The following is a 17717-nucleotide window of genomic DNA, read 5'->3' on the forward strand; positions in this document are numbered from 1 at the left end:
TTGCAGCACATGGTCCTGCAGGTCTTTTCGGTAGCCGAGCGAAGCGTTGTTGTCGCGGCCGCCATCACGGGAAGTGCGCGAACCAATGCTGCCGGACCATTGCTCACCCGGCCCGCCCAGCGCGAGGCTGACGGTCAGGTCGAAGCCACGGTTACGTTGGTCACCGCTGCTGAAGGTGCCGGGCCGGTCAAATACCGAGAACCGCCAGTTGCCATCGCTGCCGAACAGCTGGGTGCGCTGGGTCCAGCCCAGATCCAGGCCTACGCCTTCACTGTTGCCGTCGGTGTGAGAGATCCGGCCGTTGAGCGAGCTTCTGCTGCTGACCCGATGATTCACCGACAACGACGAAGTGCTGGTCTGTCCGACAAACACATTGCGCTGTCGCACCCGAGTGCCATCGGGCAGGGTTTCGAAGATTTTGGTGGTGTCCAGCCAACTGCGGTTATGGGTCGCGAATACGCTTCCGGTGCCATAGCTGTACATCGCTTGCACATCAAGACCGGTGCCATGGTCCTGGGTCTGATACAGGTTGGCGAAGAGGCTGGTGTTGTTAGCCAAGGTCCAATCGATCGACGAGCCATATTGCAGTGTGTCCCGAACCTGGCGCCCCGAAACGCCGAGAATGATCCGCGGATGCAACAGGTAGTTGAAGGCGGCGCCGGCGGTCATGTCGCCGTAGGCCTGCTCATCCCAGTTACTCAACAGCTTGCTTTCCTGCCCGGCGAACAGGTTGTAGCGCCAGCGCTCATCGTGGTTGCGCCAGTTGCTCGGTTTGTACACCAGCTCCTGGGTGGTGGAGGTGATTTGACCGTCTTCGATCAAGCGCACTTCCACTTCGTAGATCCCGCCGGGCAAGGGCCGGGTATCCAGGGTTTGCAAGCCGGCATCGACCGGTTGGGTATTGATCAGCAAGCCATTGCGAAAAATCTCCACCGAGGCCTGACGATTGGCGGTGACATAGATCGGGTAAACGCTGGGTTTGGGGCTGTTGATCGCCAGGCTGTCGGAGCTGCCGTACATGAGGCCCACTGCCGTGTCGGGGCTGGCACCGAACGAACGTGGCTGGCGGCTCAAGCCTTCGGAGTTGGGGGTGAAATAACCCAGGCGCATAAAACTGCCCTCCAGCTCACGCTGGCTGTAGAGCTCGTATATCGCGTGATAGAGCTTGTCATCCGGACCGCCCAGACGGGCTAGCTGCATATTCAGATTCTGGGTCCAGTTGCCCAGGCTGCTGCTGGCCTCCAGCCCATATCGCCCGCCCAGGTCCTGATCCTGGCCACCGTTGAGGTTCAGTTGGTTGCGCAGGATCAACCCCGTGCTGCCACCTTCCGGCTGCTCGTAATAACGCTTGGTTTCAGTGTCGCGCTCGGCATTTTGAGTGAGAATCGACACCAATGAATTCTGAAGGTTGTAATGCACGGCCAGCATCTGCGCCGGGCAACTGCCTTCGCAGGCGCCGAGGGCCACGCCTTTTTGTAGGTAAGCCGCCCAGGTTTCACGCTCACTGGCGGGAATGTTGCTGTCGCTGACATCGGCAAACTCAAGCAGGGTGATGCGATCATCGCGGGACAATACGATCATTGCCTCACCCAGAAATTGTTGATCAAGTTCCACCCGAACCGCCAAAGGCACATCGAAGAAGTGCTCTTCGAACTCGGACGGCAAACCTTTGGCCTGAGCGAGCAAACTGCGGGGTGTCGTGCCATTGTCAGTTGGCGCGGCCAGTGCACTTGCGCAAAAAAAAAGTGCGAGCGCGGCCGCGATGGGAGTCATCGGGAACATGAACGGAATTCTCTAAGAATGAACGGTTAATGCTGTGAAAAACCCGGCCGACAGGGGAGACTGCCGACCGGTTTTTGATGTCTTGTGAGCTTTGCGCTCACAAGCATTCAAGACATCAAAGCGTTGGCACTGCATCAAAGATCATGGTGACCGCACCGGTGTACTCACCCGGCTTATAGCCGCCAGCGGCTGGCTTGGTGGGAGCGATGACCAGTTCGACACGCTTGCCCGGAGTGGACTCGGCCTCGCCGACGACTTCCTCAGCCGCCGTATGTTTCAGCGTTTTACCATTGAACGTCACCGTCAAGGGAACCTTATCCGTGTCTATACCGTTGGACAGGAACGCTTCACTTTCAAGGCTGGCGGCAATCGAGCCATTAGTGTTTTTGGTGTCGAATTGCGCACGCAGAGTGCTCAGATCACCGGAAACCGGGTTGTAGCTCAACTTTTGATCTTTGATGACCAGATCCGGGTCCACCGGCAGTACGTGGAACTCCTTGGTTGGAACCGACGCAACCAGATTAATGGAATGACGCGCTTCACCTGCAGCAAAAGCCATGGAAGAACTCAGTGCCAGAACGGCCAGAGGAGTAGCGATCGCGATTTTTTTGAACATGGGTAAATACCTGTTACTTCAAATGGGCTGGACAATTAAAAGTTCGAACAAAGCCGAGACTTCCCTTTCTATTAACGAATAGACGCTGACAAGTCATTACTATTGGCTGAAGCCAAAATAGCTATTTGTTTGAGCTTTCAACGCCGGGGCATATTCGACTAATTCCTAAGAAAAGTAAGTAGGATTTTTCACCAACCAACGTAGGAAAGATGAAGCCTAAACATTGCAAAAAAATAAATAAAACCAACAAGTTAACCTGCCGCATGTAAGAGCTCACCTACAAACAGATTGACTTAGGCTCTGTACGAAAAGTAATCTCGTAAACACCGCATGGCGCAGGCCAGCGAGACCATCGCCGCATAACTTTTCGCGAGTTTGTCGAAGTTCGTAACGATGCGGCGGTTATCTTTCAGCCAGCCGAACATACGCTCAATGATGTTGCGCTGCCGGTACTTGGGACGATCAAACAGACTCGGCAAATCCGGCTTAGGTTTACGCCTTATGCTGCGCAGAGCTATCACCGGCTGCATCCGATACCGGTCGCAGTAACGACGCAAAGCTTCGGCGTCATAGCCTTTATCAGCCAACAACCATCGGCAGCGTTTGCGAGGGCGGCCGCGCAAGCTTGGTATGTACGCCTCATCCAGCAACGGCATGTGAATCTTGGTGGTCAGGCCGCCCCGGCTGCGGCCGAGCGCATGATCTTGCGGTTCTTCAGGCCCCCTTTTTCCCAGCACCAGAAGAGGCCCGGGTTGCGCGTACTGCCGTGAGTCCATCATCCACGTCTCCAGATCAATTACCCCTTGCCCGTTCAGCTTGATGTGAAGCCGCTTGAGCATCTGGTCAAACGTTCCGCGATTGCGCCAGTCACGAAAACCTTGATAAACCGTTGACCAAGGGCCGAAACGCTCAGGCATGTCACGCCAAGCAGCACCAGAACAGAGTACCCAAAGGACGCCGTTAAGCATCAAGCGGTCATCTGCTCGTGGGCGCCCGCTACGACGAGGTTCATCGAATACATCCGCAACCAAATCCCAGGCTGCGTCGGGGAGTTCATACCGTTTGGCCATCGTGGGCTCCTGTCTTTGATGGACGCGGACTTTACTGAACCTCGACGCCTGTGGAATTCAAATTGGTTTCGACTGATTTCGTACAGAACCTAAAATCCCATACAGCCCTTTGACACTCTTCAACTTCTGTAGGAMGAGTAGCACACACCCGATAAACAAAGGCCGACAACAGACTATTCAAGCCCTGACTAATAGGACAGATACTGAATCGCGCCGTTGTTTCATTTTAAAAGTGTTACATGGTCCGACCAGAATCGATTCATTAGCCTGGGTACGGACGACCACGTCAAACTGCTGTTCCCGCAAAACGCCGAGCAAGCTGTGGCCCTGCAAACCCTGGTGCCGGGCGGCGCAAGCTCAGCCCGGGCAGTTCCTGCACATCGGCGGGCCGCGTGGCTCGATGATCGTGCCGGACATCTTCGACAGCTATTTACTGATCGGCGACGAAACCGCCCTGCCCGCCATCTCCCGGCGCCTGGAAGGCCTGGCGGCGAACCGGCGCGCACTGGTGATTGTCGAGGTGGAAAACGGCAAGGAGCAGCAAGTGCTGCACAGTGCAGCCGAGGTCAATGTGATCTGGGTGCTGCGCGAAGGTGGCAAAGAACATTTGTTGAGCACCGTGCGCCAGATCCAGGTGCCAACCGGCAGCCTGTACGCGTGGGTGGCGACCGAGAGCAAAGTGTCGCGGCGGATTCGTCGGGTGTTGCTCGATGAGCACAGTTTGAACGAACAATTCGTCAAAGCCGTCGGCTATTGGCGGCTCGGGCCGCGTTCGGACGATCTTTTGATCTTGATCCAACGAACTCCAACTAATGATGAAGACGACGATCCAGCCCGATCACCAACAACGCAATCACCACAAACCCCGCCAACAACCCGCCGGCATTGATGAACACCTGTGGATAACCCAGCTTCTCGACATCAATGAACGGGTATGGGTAAACCGCCAGCAAATGCCCGCGCAGCAGCGCATAGCCAAAATAAACCAGCGGATAAATCACCCACAGCGCGATATGCCACACGCGCAATGTGCCCTTGGGCACATAACGCCACCAATACCCCAGAAACAGCACTGGCATGATGTCATGCAACAGCTCATCGGCCAGCCATTGCCAGCCTTCGGGATGCCACAAGTGGCGCAGCAACAGGTTGTAGGCCAGGCTCACCACGGCGATGCTCACGGCAATCGCACTGCTGACCCAAGGCTGCAGGAACCAGCGGCGCGCGGCTGACTCGCGGGTGGTCCATTCACAGGTCAGCACGGTCGCCACCAGGGTGTTGCTCAGCACGGTGAAATAGCTGAAAAAACTCATCAGCCCGCCGATCAGGCTGGCACCCAGCGTCCAGCGAGAATGGAGAATCAGGTACATCTGGATGCTCAATCCCGCCCAGCCGAGCGTGGCAGCCACAGCCACAAAACGGCGGCGAAACCCGAACGGATTGACCCTGTTCAAAGCGGTCGTTTGGTGCGCATCAACTTCACATACAGGCGTTCGACCTTTTCTCGCGCCCATGGGGTTTTACGCAGGAACGTCAGGCTCGACTTGATGCTCGGGTCGCTCTTGAAGCAGCGGATATCGATGCGTTCGGCCAGCCCCGACCACTCGTAATGTTCAACCAGCGCGTTGAGGATCTGTTCCAGCGTCACGCCGTGCAGCGGGTCAGGGTTGTGTTCGGTCATGCCGGGCCTTCGAGCAGAGTGGGAATTGGAAGCCGCGCACCTTACGTTAAATGTAGGTGAAACGGAAAAGATCGCAGCCTGCGGCAGCTCCTGCATTGGAATCCGTATCCTGTAGGAGCTGCCGCAGGCTGCGATCTTTTGTCACTGTTACCAAATCCGAAACGATGCATGTCAGCAAAAGCACTTTCTCTATTTGTAACAGAACATTATCCTTGCGCCCCGCTGCCTGCTGAAACGCTTCTGCTTTCGCTTCACGCCTGCCGCTTTCCGTTTATCCCCCAGAAAAAGATCAAGAACTCCGTCTCTATGCCCGACTTTAAATCTTTGCGAGACAGCGCTGTCTTTGCAGCTGCTACCCATCGAAACATCCTGCCCCTGATCGGTGGCCTCACCGCCCTGGGCCTTGCCTCCTGCGCTCAGGCGGCGTCTGCCTTCGATAGCGATTCACCATGGATGCTTGGTGACTGGAACGGCACTCGCACAGAACTCGCGGAAAAAGGCTACGACTTCAAAGTCGATTACACCGGTGAAATGGGCAGCAATCTGCACGGCGGCTACGACCACGACCGCACCGCGCGCTACAGCGATCAGTTCGGCCTGGGCACCCACCTGGACTTGCAGAAGATCCTCGGCTGGAATGACGCCGAGTTCCAGTTGACCATCACCGAACGCAACGGCAACAACATCAGCAACGACCGCATCAACGACCCGCGTGTCGGCGGCTTCACCTCGGCCCAGGAAGTCTGGGGCCGCGGCCAGACCTGGCGCCTGACGCAGATGTGGTATCAGCAGAAATTCCTCGATGAAAAACTCGACATCAAGGTCGGCCGTTTCGGTGAGGGCGAAGATTTCAACAGCTTCCCCTGCGACTTCCAGAACCTGGCGTTCTGCGGCTCCCAGGTCGGCAACTGGGCGGGTGACATCTGGTACAACTGGCCGGTCAGCCAGTGGGCGATGCGGGTCAAATATCACCTGACGCCGCAGTTGTACGCGCAGATCGGCGCGTTTGAGCAGAACTCGTCGAACCTGGATCGCGGCAATGGCTTCAAGCTCAGCGGCAGCGGCACCCAAGGTGCGGTCCTGCCGGTGGAACTGGTGTGGACGCCGAAGCTCAACGGCCTGCCGGGCGAGTACCGTGCCGGTTACTACTACAGCAGCGCCAGCGCCACCGATGTCTACAAGGACAGCAATGGCCAGCCTGCGGCCCTGACTGGCGAAGCCTACCGCAGCGCCTCGAGCAAACACGGCATGTGGCTGGGCCTTCAGCAGCAAGTCACCAGCGTCGCCAGCGACCACTCCCGCGGCCTGAGCCTGTTCGCCAACGGCACGATGCACGACAAGAAGACCAATGCCATCGACAACTACGTCCAGGCCGGCCTCGTCTACAAAGGCCCGTTCGACGCGCGCGCCAGGGACGACATCGGTTTCGCCATGGCCCGCGTCCACGTCAACCCGGCCTTTCGCAAGAATGCCGAGGCGACCAACCAGGCCAACGCCGTTTTCGACTTCGACAATCCGTCCTTCCTGCCGCCCCAGGACACCGAATACAGCGCCGAACTGTATTACGGCGTGCATGTGACCAACTGGCTGACCGTGCGCCCGAACCTGCAATACATCCGCCATCCTGGTGGCGTGAACGAGGTCGATGACGCGCTGATTGGCGGGATCAAGGTCCAGTCCTCGTTCTGACCAACACCACAAAACCTTTGTAGGAGCGAGCTTGCTCGCGATGACGGTGTATCAGTCGACATCAATGCTGAATGTTCAACCGCAATCGCGAGCAAGCTCGCTCCCACAAGGGACTGCATTAGCTGAACCAGTTTTATCTGAACCCTGCCCGCGCCGGATCGTCATCTACAGTGAACTGGCGCGGGACTACTTGAAACGTCACGGAGAATCACACTATGAGCACTGATAGTGCCTTGGGTCGAAGCCGTCTATGGCCGACCCTGCTCGGCATACTGCTTCTACTGATGGGCCTGGCCATGCTGGCCGGGGGGATCAAGCTGAGCATGCTCGGCGGCTCGCTGTATTACCTGCTGGCCGGTATCGGCATCGCGCTGAGCGGCGTCCTGCTGATCGCCGCCCGCCGCGCCGCGCTGGGCCTGTACGCGCTGGTGCTGTTCGCCAGTACCCTGTGGGCGCTGTGGGAAGTTGGCCTGGACTGGTGGCAACTGGTGCCACGCCTGGCGCTGTGGTTCGCCCTCGGTGTGGTGATGCTGCTACCGTGGTTCCGTCGTCCATTGCTGATCAACGGCCCTGCCCCTATGGGCACTGGCGCCTTGAGCGTGGCCGTGGTCCTGGCCGGTGCCACCGCCGTGGCCAGCCAGTTCACCCATCCGGGCGAGACCTTGGGCGAGTTGGGTCGTGACTCGGCTGACATGACCAGCACTGCGCCGCAGATGCCCGAAGGCGACTGGCAGGCCTATGGCCGCAGCGAATTCGGTGACCGCTATTCGCCACTCAAGCAGATCACCCCGGCCAACGTCGGCAAGCTGCAAGAAGCCTGGCGTATCCAGACCGGCGATCTGCCAACCGCCGGTGATCCGGTGGAACTGACCAACGAAAACACCCCGCTCAAGGCCAACGGCATGCTCTATGCCTGCACCGCCCACAGCAAGGTGCTGGCGCTGGACCCGGACACCGGCAAGGAACTGTGGCGTTTCGACCCGCAGATCAAGAGCCCGGTGGGCTTCAAGGGCTTCGCCCACATGACCTGCCGTGGCGTGTCGTACTACGACGAAGCGGCCTACGCCAAGTCTGAAAGCGCTGCTTCCGCAGTGATTTCCGAGGCCGGCAAAGCCGTCGCCCAGGCCTGCCCGCGTCGTCTGTACCTGCCAACCGCCGATGCACGCCTGATCGCACTCAACGCCGACACCGGCAAGGTCTGCGAAGGTTTCGGTAAAAACGGTGTGGTTGACCTGACTCAAGGCATCGGGCCGTTCACCCCCGGTGGCTACTACTCCACCTCGCCAGCAGCGATCACCCGTGACCTGGTGATCATGGGCGGCCACGTCACCGACAACGAGTCGACCAACGAGCCATCCGGCGTGATCCGTGCCTTTGACGTACACGACGGTCATCTGGTGTGGAACTGGGACAGCAACAATCCCGACGCGACCGAACCGCTGCCAGAGGGCGAACACTACAGCCGCAACTCGGCCAACATGTGGTCGCTGGCCAGCGTCGACGAAAAACTCGGCATGGTCTACCTGCCACTGGGCAACCAGACCCCTGACCAGTGGGGCGCAGACCGCACCCCGGGCGCCGAGAAGTTCAGTGCCGGCCTGGTCGCGCTGGACCTGGCCACCGGCAAGGTGCGCTGGAACTACCAGTTCACCCACCACGACCTGTGGGACATGGACGTCGGCAGCCAGCCAACCCTGCTGGACATGAAAACCGCCGACGGCATCAAGCCGGCTGTGATCCAGCCGACCAAGCAAGGCAGCCTGTACGTCCTCGACCGTCGCGACGGCACGCCGATCATCCCGATCAAGGAAATCCCGGTTCCGCAAGGCGCCGTGAAAGGCGACCACACCGCACCGACCCAGGCCCGTTCGGACCTGAACCTGCTGGCCCCGGAACTGACCGAAAAAGCCATGTGGGGCGCCAGCCCGTTCGACCAGATGCTGTGCCGCATCCAGTTCAAGGAGCTGCGTTACGACGGTCAGTACACCCCGCCGTCGGAACAGGGCAGCCTGATCTATCCGGGTAACGTCGGCGTCTTCAACTGGGGCGGTGTTTCGGTCGACCCGGTTCGCCAGATGCTGTTCACCAGCCCGAACTACATGGCCTTCGTCTCGAAAATGGTGCCTCGCGCCGAAGTCGCGGCCGGCAGCAAGCGCGAGAGCGAAACAGCGGGCGTGCAACCGAACACGGGCGCACCGTACGCGGTGATCATGCACCCGTTCATGTCGCCGTTCGGCGTGCCGTGCCAGGCTCCGGCCTGGGGCTACGTGGCCGGCATCGACCTGACCACCAGCAAAGTCGTGTGGAAACGCAAGAACGGCACCAGCCGCGACAGCTCGCCATTGCCTATCGGCCTGACACTCGGCGTGCCAAGCATGGGCGGCTCGATGGTCACCGCCGGCGGCGTCGGCTTCCTCAGCGGCACGCTGGATCAATACCTGCGCGCCTATGACGTCAACACCGGCAACGAGCTTTGGAAATCGCGCCTGCCGGCTGGCGGTCAGGCTACGCCGATGACCTACACCGGCAAGGACGGCAAGCAGTACGTGCTGCTGGTCGTCGGTGGCCACGGCTCACTGGGCACCAAAATGGGTGACTATGTGATCGCGTACAAACTGTCCGAGTAAGTTTTAGCGGCAGTCAAAACAAAGGCGACTCCTGCGAAGGAGTCGCCTTTTTTATTATCACCACCATCCTCCTACAAAAGCAAAAGCGCAGAGCATCGCGCCACAATCCAGCTAACCTGTCTCTCTCCTGAACACGCCGTTGAAACACCGCGTTGCAGAAAATGACCGTTGAAACCACCGCCAACCTGCCCCATCTAAGACCCATACCCATTGCGCAGGTGCCCACATGAGCGACCAGCAGGAATTCCCCGAAGACCCGAGTGAATACGCCGATCCGGAAAACGCCCCACAGCACAAACCCGGCAAAGGCCTGGCCTTGCCCGGCCAGAACCTGCCGGACAAGGTCTACGTCATCCCGATCCACAACCGACCGTTCTTCCCGGCCCAGGTCCTGCCGGTCATCGTCAACGAAGAGCCGTGGGCCGAGACGCTCGACCTGGTGGCCAAGTCCGAACACCACTCCCTGGCTCTGTTCTACATGGACACGCCCCAGGATGACCCGCGCCACTTCGATACCTCGGCCCTGCCGCTCTACGGCACGCTGGTCAAGGTGCACCACGCCAGCCGCGAAAACGGCAAACTGCAGTTCGTCGCCCAGGGCCTGACCCGCGTACGCCTCAAGACCTGGCTCAAGCATCACCGCCCGCCGTACCTGGTGGAAGTCGAATACCCGCACCAGCCCACCGAGCCGACCGACGAGGTCAAGGCCTACGGCATGGCGCTGATCAATGCGATCAAGGAACTGCTGCCGCTCAACCCGCTGTACAGCGAAGAGCTAAAGAACTACCTCAACCGCTTCAGCCCCAACGACCCGTCGCCGCTGACCGACTTCGCCGCCGCGCTCACATCGGCGACGGGCAGTGAGCTGCAGGAAGTCCTCGACTGCGTGCCCATGCTCAAGCGCATGGAAAAAGTCCTGCCGATGCTGCGCAAGGAAGTCGAAGTCGCGCGCTTGCAAAAAGAGATTTCTGCCGAAGTTAATCGCAAGATCGGTGAACATCAGCGTGAGTTCTTCCTCAAGGAGCAACTCAAGGTCATCCAGCAGGAGCTGGGACTGACCAAGGATGACCGCAGTGCCGATCTCGAACAGTTCGAACAGCGGCTGACCGGCAAAGTGCTGTCACCACAAGCGCAGAAACGCATCGAAGAGGAAATGAACAAGCTGTCGGTGCTCGAAACCGGCTCACCGGAGTATGCGGTCACCCGCAATTACCTCGACTGGGCGACCTCGGTGCCGTGGGGCGTCTACGGCGATGACAAACTCGACCTCAAGCACGCGCGCAAGGTGCTGGACAAACATCACGCCGGTCTCGACGACATCAAGGACCGCATCCTCGAGTTTCTCGCGGTCGGTGCCTACAAAGGCGAGATCAGCGGCTCCATCGTATTGCTGGTCGGTCCGCCGGGCGTGGGCAAGACCAGCGTCGGCAAATCCATCGCCGAGTCCCTGGGCCGGCCGTTCTATCGCTTCAGCCTTGGCGGCATGCGTGACGAAGCCGAGATCAAGGGCCATCGTCGCACCTACATCGGCGCACAGCCGGGCAAGCTGGTGCAGGCGTTGAAGGACGTCGAAGTGATGAACCCGGTGATCATGCTCGACGAGATCGACAAGATGGGTCAGAGCTATCAGGGCGACCCGGCCTCGGCGCTGCTGGAAACCCTGGATCCTGAGCAGAACGTCGAATTCCTCGACCACTATCTCGACCTGCGTCTGGACCTGTCGAAAGTGTTGTTCGTGTGCACCGCCAACACCCTCGATTCGATCCCCGGCCCGTTGCTGGACCGAATGGAAGTGATTCGCCTGTCGGGATACATCACCGAAGAAAAAGTCGCCATCGCCAAGCGTCACCTGTGGCCCAAGCAGCTTGAAAAAGCCGGCGTGTCCAAGGGCAGCCTGAGCATCAGCGACAGCGCGCTCAAGGCACTGGTCGACGGTTATGCCCGTGAAGCGGGCGTGCGTCAGCTGGAAAAAAACCTCGGCAAACTGGTGCGCAAAGCGGTGATGAAACTGCTCGACGAGCCGAAAGCGGTGATCAAGCTCGGGCCGAAAGACCTGGAGGCCTCGCTCGGCAAACCGGTGTTCCGCAACGAGCAGGTGCTGTCGGGTGTCGGCGTGGTCACCGGCCTTGCCTGGACCAGCATGGGCGGTGCGACCCTGCCAATCGAAGCCACACGCATCCACACCCTCAACCGTGGGTTCAAGCTCACCGGGCAACTGGGTGACGTGATGAAAGAATCGGCGGAAATCGCCTACAGCTACGTCAGCTCGCACCTGAAGTCCTATGGCGGCGATCCGAAGTTCTTCGACGAAGCCTTCGTCCACCTGCACGTGCCGGAAGGCGCCACGCCGAAGGACGGCCCGAGCGCCGGTGTGACCATGGCCAGTGCCCTGCTGTCGCTGGCGCGCAACCAGCCACCGAAAAAAGGCGTGGCCATGACCGGTGAGTTGACGTTGACCGGGCATGTCCTGCCGATTGGCGGGGTGCGGGAAAAGGTGATTGCGGCGCGGCGGCAGAAGATATTCGAGCTTATCTTGCCTGAGGCCAACCGAGGGAGCTTCGAAGAGCTGCCGGAGTATTTGAAGGACGGTATTACCGTGCATTTCGCCAAGCGGTTTGCGGATGTGGCGAAGGTGTTGTTCTGACAGTCATGTAGCGCCAGTACCACCGCTTTCGCTGGCAAGCCAGCTCCTACAGTGGTCGGCGCTGTTCACACAATGTGTGTTCACTGCAAAACCCTGTAGGAGCTGGCTTGCCAGCGAAAGCGTCAGTCCTGGCACTGCAGCCCTTGGCTGGCCATCACACTTTGTCTCATCTTAAGTTATGCTCGCCGTTCGTCGTGAACGCCGGAGCCCCTGAAGCCTATGTCCTCCATTCGCCTGCTTGCCCCCTTCGCCCTCGCCCTGCTGGCCGGATGTGCCACGCAACCTGCGCACAACGTGACAGTGGAAAACCAAAGCGAATGTCCGGTGAAACTCACCAACGGGCAAAACCTGATCCTGACCTTGCCGAGCAATCCGACCACGGGCTATCGCTGGGCGATCCAGGATTCGGCCGGCGGCGTGTTGCACGCCCTGGGGCCAGAGGTTTATCGAAACCCGGAAGATGCCGGCATCGTCGGCGCGGCCGGGGTCTCGACCTGGCGCTTTCAGGCTTTTGCGACCGGCACCGGGCGTTTGCGCCTGACCTCGCAACAGCCGTGGGCGCCGGAAGTGCTGCCGGTGGACTCGTTCGACTGCGCGATCTCGGTTAACTGACCGTGGGCTGGCTGATTCTGGCGCTGATGGGTGCGGTGACCTTTCTTTACGGCCTGAGCGTGCATGCGTCTCTGCTGTGCCTGCTGGTCAAACCGCTGCCCGTGCTGGCCTTGCTCGGCTGGTTGCATGACGCTCCGCCCGGTGAATATCGGCGCTGGATCAGCCTGGGGTTGATTTTCTCCCTGGTCGGCGACGTGTTGCTGGCGTGGCCGGGGGACTTGTTTGTATTTGGGCTGGGCGCGTTTCTGGTCGCTCATCTGGCCTATCTGAAAGCGTACTTGAGCGACTGCCGGCGTCTGGCGCTGTTGTCGCTGATTGTCGCCCTCGGTGTTGGTGCCGTACTGCTGGGGATCCTGATCAATCATGGACTGGGGCCATTGCTGGTTCCGGTGATCGTCTACGGTCTGGCCATCAGCGCCATGCTCTGGCGCGCACTGGCCCGGCTCGGCACCGAGGTGCCCAAGCGTTCGGCGCTGTGGGCAGCAGCGGGCGCAGTGGCGTTCGTGTTCTCCGACAGCGTGATTGGCATCAGCCGGTTTGTGGTGCCGTTCGATGCCGCGCCTTATGTGATCATCCTCAGCTATTGGCTGGGGCAATGGGGTATCACTGCCTCGGCTTTCAGCAAAAAAACGCAACCAGCATGAGAAAAAGATCGCAACCTGCGGCAGCTCCTACAGGGATCGCGTTTGCAGGGTAGGAGCTGCCGCAGGCTGCGATCTTTTGATTTGGCGCTTTATCAGACAACCCGCGCATCCCCGCGCCAACTTGGCTAAAATGCCGGCCTTTTCCACCTGCACCGCTGGAACCGCCGTGAGCAAAGAACCCGATCGCCTTTTCGCCCAGCCTTTGGCCCAGGTGCCTGACTTCGCCTTTAACGAGGACGTGGTGCGGGTGTTCCCGGACATGATCAAGCGCTCAGTGCCGGGCTATCCGACCATCGTCGAAAACCTCGGCGTGCTTGCCGCGCAGTTCGCCCAGCGGGACAGCGTGCTTTACGACCTGGGCTCGTCGCTGGGTGCCGTGACCCAGGCCCTGCGCCGGCACGTGCGCACCGACGGTTGCCGCGTCATCGCTGTGGATAACTCCGCGGCCATGATCGAACGCTGCCGCGAGTACCTCAACGGGCAGGATTCGATGTTCCAGGAGTTGCTGCCGGTCGAGGTGATCGAAGGCGACATCCTGGCGCTGGAGTTTCAGCCGGCCTCGGTGGTGGCGCTGAACTTCACCCTGCAATTCATCGCCCCGGACCAGCGCACGGCGTTGCTGTCGCGCATCCGTCAGTCGCTGTTGCCCGGTGGTGCCCTGATCCTCTCGGAAAAACTGCGCTTCGAAGACGAGCAGGAACACGCACTGCTCACCGATCTGCACATCGCCTTCAAACGCGCCAACGGCTACAGCGAGCTGGAAATCGCCCAGAAGCGTAGCGCCATCGAAAACGTCATGAAGCCCGACAGCCTCGAAGAACACCGCGAACGCCTGCTGGCCGCCGGGTTCTCGAAAGTCGTGCCGTGGTTCCAGTGTCTTAACTTTGCCTCGTTGATTGCCTTGCCATGATTGATCTGTCCCCCCTCGCCCGCCGTCTGGCCGGCACCCCGCTGGCCGACTGGGCCAACACCCTGCAGGCACAACTCGACAAGAAAATGGAAAAGGGTCATGGCGATCTGGAGCGCTGGCAAAGCGCACTGGACGCCCTGCCGAAGATCCAGCCGAGTGAAGTCGATTTGCTCAATGGCCTGAAGCTGGACACCGATTGCGACGATGAAACCCGCGCGCAAATGCGCACTGCGTTGATGGGTCTGTCGCCATGGCGCAAGGGGCCGTTCGACCTGTTCGGCGTGCACGTCGACACCGAATGGCGCTCGGACTGGAAATGGTCGCGGGTCGCCCCGCACCTGGACCTTGCGGGCAAGCGCATCCTCGATGTCGGCTGCGGCAACGGCTACTACATGTGGCGCATGCTCGGCGCCGGTGCCGACAGTGTGATCGGTGTCGATCCGAACTGGCTGTTCTTCTGTCAGTTCCAGGCGGTGCAGCGTTACCTGTCCGAGCCGAATGCCTGGCACCTGCCCTTCCCGTTCGAAGACCTGCCGCCAAACCTCGAAGGTTTCGACACAGTGTTTTCCATGGGCGTGTTCTACCACCGCCGCTCGCCGATCGAACATTTGCTGGCGCTGAAGGATTGCCTGGTCAAAGGTGGTGAACTGGTGCTGGAAACGCTGGTGGTCGAAGGCGACAAGCATCAGGTGCTGGTGCCGGAAGACCGCTACGCGCAGATGCGCAACGTGTGGTTCCTGCCGTCGGTGCCGGCGCTGGAGTTGTGGCTGCGTCGTGCCGGGTTCACGGACGTGAAGTGCGTGGATGTGAGCACCACCACGGTCGAGGAACAGCGCGGGACGCAGTGGATGAAGTATCAGTCGCTCAGTGACTTCCTCGATCCCGAGGATCACAGCAAGACCGTTGAAGGGCTGCCGGCGCCGATGCGCGCCGTCATTGTCGCCCGCAAGTAAACCCCAGTCTCCCAAACACCGAATAAACCTGTGGGAGCGAGCTTGCTCGCGATGAGGCCCTGTCAGTCAACAGAGATGTTGAATGTTAGTCCGCTATCGCGAGCAAGCTCGCTCCCACAGGGTCCGTGATTAGTCTGATGGTTTGGCGCGCCGGGCCTTGAAGAACTCGCTGAGCACCGCCCCACATTCCTCCGCCAACACCCCGCCTTCATACAACACCCGGTGATTCAAAAAGCCCTGGGTAAAGAACTGCCCCTGGCTCTGCACGATCCCGGCTTTCGGCTCCAGCGCGCCGTACACCACCCGCGCAATCCGCGAATGCACGATCAGGCCTGCGCACATGCTGCACGGCTCCAGCGTCACATACAGCGTACTGCCCGGCAGGCGGTAGTTGCTCACGGCCTGGGCGGCGGCGCGGATGGCGACCATCTCGGCGTGAGCGCTCGGGTCGCTGGCACTGATCGGGCAATTGAAACCGCGCCCGATGATTTCCCCGTCCTGCACCAGCACCGCGCCCACCGGCACTTCGCCGAGGGCCGCGCCTTGGGCCGCCAGTGCCAGGGCCTCACGCATGAACTCGCGATCACGGCTGCGGTCGATGATGGCGGCGGGACGAATCTGACGCATCACGCCACCTCGATGGCGGCCATCAGGCCGGTTTCCATGTGGTCGATCACATGGCAGTGAAACATCCATACACCCGGGTTATCCGCCACCAGCGCTACCTGCGCGCGCTCGTTCTTGCCCAGCAGGTAGGTGTCGGTGAAATACGGAATGACCTTGTGCCGGTTCGAGGCAATGACCTTGAAACTCATGCCGTGCAGGTGAATCGGGTGCTGGTATTGAGTCATGTTCTTCAATTCGAAAATGTAGCTCTTGCCCTTCTCGAGCTTGGCAATCGGGCGGTCGGCGCAGGTCTTGTCGGTGATGTCCCAGGCCTTGCCGTTGATCTGCCACAGGCTCGGCGGCTTGCCGTTATCAACGTTGACCGATACCGAGCCGACCCATTCGAAATTGAAGTTGAGTTTCTCGGCATTGGCCAGGTCCGGCTCGGCGATCGGGTTGGCCGGCAGTGCCGGCGGCCACTCGGTCGGCGCATCGGCATTGGCCACCGAACGGAACGTACCCAGGCGTACCGGGCCGTTGCGCAGCGACAACTCCTCACCGGCCGGCGGGGCCTTGATCGCCAGGCAAATACGCATGCCCGGACCGAGCCAGTACTCCTTGCCGAGCGGTCGTGGCTCGACCGGGTTGCCGTCCAGTGCATAGATCTGCGCTTCGACGCCGGGAATGTTCAGGCGATAAGTCAGGGTGTTATCGAGGTTGAGCAGGCGTACACGGGTGATCTGCCCGGCCGGCAAGTCGATCACCGCTTGCGGCACGCCGTTGATGGTTGCCAGGCGCCCCGCCGTACCGCCACGGGCCGCTTCACGGGGAATGCTGAACTCGACGAAATTGCCGACGTCATCGACATGCCAGCTCTTGAGACTCAAGGTCTTTTCATACTTGAAACCGGTCGGCTCACGCTCTTCGATGATCAACGGCCCCACCAGGCCACGGCCGAGCTCTTCGCTGCTGTTCACATGCGGGTGATACCAGTAGCTGCCGGCATCCGGCACGCGGAATTTGTAATCGAAGTATTCACCCGGCAGCACCGGCAGTTGCGAGACGTACGGCACGCCATCCATTTCCAGCGGCAGACGAATGCCGTGCCAATGAATGGTGGTGGCGACTGGCAGGTGGTTGATGAAGCGTACCCGCAACCATTCACCCTGGCGCACCCGTAACTCGGTCCCCGGTGCGGACGGGCCGAACGCCCAGGCCTGAGTCTTGTGCCCGGCCACCAGCTCAACGTCCAGCGGCGCAGCGATCAACTCGTAGTCATGACCGGCGTCAGCATCGGCCATCTTGCCCAGCCAGTAACGCGACGCGCCACCGGCTCCGACACCAACGACAACAAGACCGGCCAGGCCACCGAGGATTTGGCGACGGGTAAAGGACATGAACTCAACTACCTCACATATCAACCACAGGCGAGGGGCCTGCAAAAGGCGAATACGATACACCTGCGGTTGAGAAACAGTAAGGGCAGCGCAGCGGATGGTCACAGGCCATGCGATTGCAGAGTTAGGGGCCGCCTCGCGACCCAGCAGGGCGATGCGCCGGTCCGACAAGCCCCCTCATCACAAAGGTCCGGTTATGGCTGAAGTCCGGTAATCAAATGCACAACCCCATCCTCCAGTAGCATCACGCCCGGCACCCCCGCAGCCGTTAGCGCCTGCCGATCCATTTGCACCACATCCCGCAACTCCACCCGCACCCGGGTCAGCGCCATCGGCTGTTGCGACTTGAGGTTATCCACACCGCCCAGCGCGGCCACGACATTCGGGGCCAAACCGCAAACAGGCTGAGCCACCACTTTCGGCTCATCCACCACCAGGTCCGGCGTCAAAGCTTTCCAGAACGCCCGCTGCATTTTCTCGAACATG

15 protein-coding genes and 1 pseudogene are annotated in these 17717 nt (G+C 60.2%); 8 read left to right on the plus strand and 8 right to left on the minus strand.

What is annotated here, in order from left to right:
• From AC1DVH_RS08985 to AC1DVH_RS08995, 3 genes are all read right to left on the minus strand, one after another.
• Positions 1–1782: TcfC E-set like domain-containing protein (locus AC1DVH_RS08985; RefSeq protein ID WP_477753485.1), on the minus strand; the 1782-nt coding region annotated here is incomplete at its 3' end.
• A 115-nt stretch (positions 1783–1897) separates the two neighbouring features.
• Positions 1898–2398, minus strand: coding sequence for a CS1 type fimbrial major subunit (locus tag AC1DVH_RS08990; RefSeq protein WP_477753486.1), 501 nt, complete (start codon positions 2396–2398; stop codon positions 1898–1900).
• Positions 2399–2691: 293 nt separating this feature from the next.
• On the minus strand, positions 2692–3468 hold the full coding sequence (locus AC1DVH_RS08995) for an IS5 family transposase (protein WP_477753487.1): 777 nt from the start codon (positions 3466–3468) through the stop codon (positions 2692–2694).
• A 258-nt stretch (positions 3469–3726) separates the two neighbouring features.
• Between AC1DVH_RS08995 and AC1DVH_RS09000 the strand changes: the two are divergent.
• Positions 3727–4249: pseudogene (locus AC1DVH_RS09000) on the plus strand (siderophore-interacting protein); the annotation flags it as partial.
• 28 nt (positions 4250–4277) lie between these two features.
• Here AC1DVH_RS09000 and AC1DVH_RS09005 read toward each other — a convergent pair.
• Together AC1DVH_RS09005 and AC1DVH_RS09010 are read right to left on the minus strand one after the other, a co-directional pair.
• Complete coding sequence (locus AC1DVH_RS09005) at positions 4278–4838, minus strand: Pr6Pr family membrane protein (protein ID WP_477753488.1); 561 nt, start codon at positions 4836–4838, stop codon at positions 4278–4280.
• 80 nt (positions 4839–4918) lie between these two features.
• Positions 4919–5149, minus strand: a complete 231-nt coding sequence (locus AC1DVH_RS09010; protein WP_108216564.1) for a VF530 family protein — start codon at positions 5147–5149, stop codon at positions 4919–4921.
• Between the two features lie 306 nt (positions 5150–5455).
• Between AC1DVH_RS09010 and AC1DVH_RS09015 the strand changes: the two genes are divergently transcribed.
• The 7 genes from AC1DVH_RS09015 to cmoB all read left to right on the plus strand — a co-directional run bounded on the left by AC1DVH_RS09015 (position 5456) and on the right by cmoB (position 15228).
• Positions 5456–6838: a carbohydrate porin gene (locus AC1DVH_RS09015; RefSeq protein ID WP_477753489.1), complete on the plus strand. Its 1383-nt coding sequence runs from the start codon at positions 5456–5458 to the stop codon at positions 6836–6838.
• Between the two features lie 215 nt (positions 6839–7053).
• Positions 7054–9465, plus strand: coding sequence for a glucose/quinate/shikimate family membrane-bound PQQ-dependent dehydrogenase (locus AC1DVH_RS09020; RefSeq protein WP_477753490.1), 2412 nt, complete (start codon positions 7054–7056; stop codon positions 9463–9465).
• 226 nt (positions 9466–9691) lie between these two features.
• On the plus strand, positions 9692–12109 hold the full coding sequence (lon, locus tag AC1DVH_RS09025) for an endopeptidase La (RefSeq protein WP_477753491.1): 2418 nt from the start codon (positions 9692–9694) through the stop codon (positions 12107–12109).
• Between the two features lie 219 nt (positions 12110–12328).
• Positions 12329–12721: a protease inhibitor I42 family protein gene (locus AC1DVH_RS09030; protein WP_477753492.1), complete on the plus strand. Its 393-nt coding sequence runs from the start codon at positions 12329–12331 to the stop codon at positions 12719–12721.
• Positions 12722–12723: 2 nt separating this feature from the next.
• Positions 12724–13365, plus strand: a complete 642-nt coding sequence (locus tag AC1DVH_RS09035) for a lysoplasmalogenase (protein WP_477753493.1) — start codon at positions 12724–12726, stop codon at positions 13363–13365.
• A gap of 130 nt (positions 13366–13495) precedes the next feature.
• Entirely contained in the window at positions 13496–14275 is a 780-nt protein-coding gene (cmoA, locus tag AC1DVH_RS09040) for a carboxy-S-adenosyl-L-methionine synthase CmoA (RefSeq protein ID WP_477753494.1), read from the plus strand.
• Positions 14272–15228 carry a tRNA 5-methoxyuridine(34)/uridine 5-oxyacetic acid(34) synthase CmoB gene (gene cmoB / locus AC1DVH_RS09045; protein ID WP_477753495.1) on the plus strand — a complete coding sequence of 319 codons (957 nt, stop codon included), beginning with the start codon at positions 14272–14274 and terminating at the stop codon, positions 15226–15228. Before cmoA ends, cmoB begins: the two co-directional genes overlap by 4 nt.
• 129 nt (positions 15229–15357) lie before the next feature.
• Here cmoB and tadA read toward each other — a convergent pair whose 3' ends face one another.
• The 3 genes from tadA to AC1DVH_RS09060 form a co-directional block, all read right to left on the minus strand.
• Complete coding sequence (gene tadA / locus AC1DVH_RS09050; protein WP_223460321.1) at positions 15358–15855, minus strand: tRNA adenosine(34) deaminase TadA; 498 nt, start codon at positions 15853–15855, stop codon at positions 15358–15360.
• Positions 15855–17231 (minus strand): multicopper oxidase family protein, encoded by a 1377-nt coding sequence (locus tag AC1DVH_RS09055; RefSeq protein ID WP_477753496.1) that lies wholly within the window; start codon positions 17229–17231, stop codon positions 15855–15857. Before AC1DVH_RS09055 ends, tadA begins: the two co-directional genes overlap by 1 nt.
• Positions 17232–17425: 194 nt before the next feature.
• Positions 17426–17716: a PTS sugar transporter subunit IIB gene (locus tag AC1DVH_RS09060; protein ID WP_477753497.1), complete on the minus strand. Its 291-nt coding sequence runs from the start codon at positions 17714–17716 to the stop codon at positions 17426–17428.
• Between the last annotated feature and the right edge of the window lies 1 nt (position 17717).

The organism is Pseudomonas sp. P4_C3 (assembly GCF_056402075.1).

Excerpts from the sequence above, each read along its gene's own strand:
- lon (WP_477753491.1), top strand. The coding sequence starts at position 9,692 with ATGAGCGACCAGCAGGAATTCCCCGAAGACCCGAGTGAATACGCCGAT.
- AC1DVH_RS09010 (WP_108216564.1), bottom strand. The coding sequence starts at position 5,149 with ATGACCGAACACAACCCTGACCCGCTGCACGGCGTGACGCTGGAACAG.
- AC1DVH_RS09020 (WP_477753490.1), top strand. The coding sequence starts at position 7,054 with ATGAGCACTGATAGTGCCTTGGGTCGAAGCCGTCTATGGCCGACCCTG.
- AC1DVH_RS08990 (WP_477753486.1), bottom strand. The coding sequence starts at position 2,398 with ATGTTCAAAAAAATCGCGATCGCTACTCCTCTGGCCGTTCTGGCACTG.
- AC1DVH_RS09030 (WP_477753492.1), top strand. The coding sequence starts at position 12,329 with ATGTCCTCCATTCGCCTGCTTGCCCCCTTCGCCCTCGCCCTGCTGGCC.
- tadA (WP_223460321.1), bottom strand. The coding sequence starts at position 15,855 with ATGCGTCAGATTCGTCCCGCCGCCATCATCGACCGCAGCCGTGATCGC.
- AC1DVH_RS08995 (WP_477753487.1), bottom strand. The coding sequence starts at position 3,468 with ATGGCCAAACGGTATGAACTCCCCGACGCAGCCTGGGATTTGGTTGCG.
- AC1DVH_RS09060 (WP_477753497.1), bottom strand. The coding sequence starts at position 17,716 with ATGTTCGAGAAAATGCAGCGGGCGTTCTGGAAAGCTTTGACGCCGGAC.
- cmoB (WP_477753495.1), top strand. The coding sequence starts at position 14,272 with ATGATTGATCTGTCCCCCCTCGCCCGCCGTCTGGCCGGCACCCCGCTG.
- AC1DVH_RS09055 (WP_477753496.1), bottom strand. The coding sequence starts at position 17,231 with ATGTCCTTTACCCGTCGCCAAATCCTCGGTGGCCTGGCCGGTCTTGTT.
- AC1DVH_RS09005 (WP_477753488.1), bottom strand. The coding sequence starts at position 4,838 with ATGTACCTGATTCTCCATTCTCGCTGGACGCTGGGTGCCAGCCTGATC.
- AC1DVH_RS09015 (WP_477753489.1), top strand. The coding sequence starts at position 5,456 with ATGCCCGACTTTAAATCTTTGCGAGACAGCGCTGTCTTTGCAGCTGCT.
- cmoA (WP_477753494.1), top strand. The coding sequence starts at position 13,496 with ATGCCGGCCTTTTCCACCTGCACCGCTGGAACCGCCGTGAGCAAAGAA.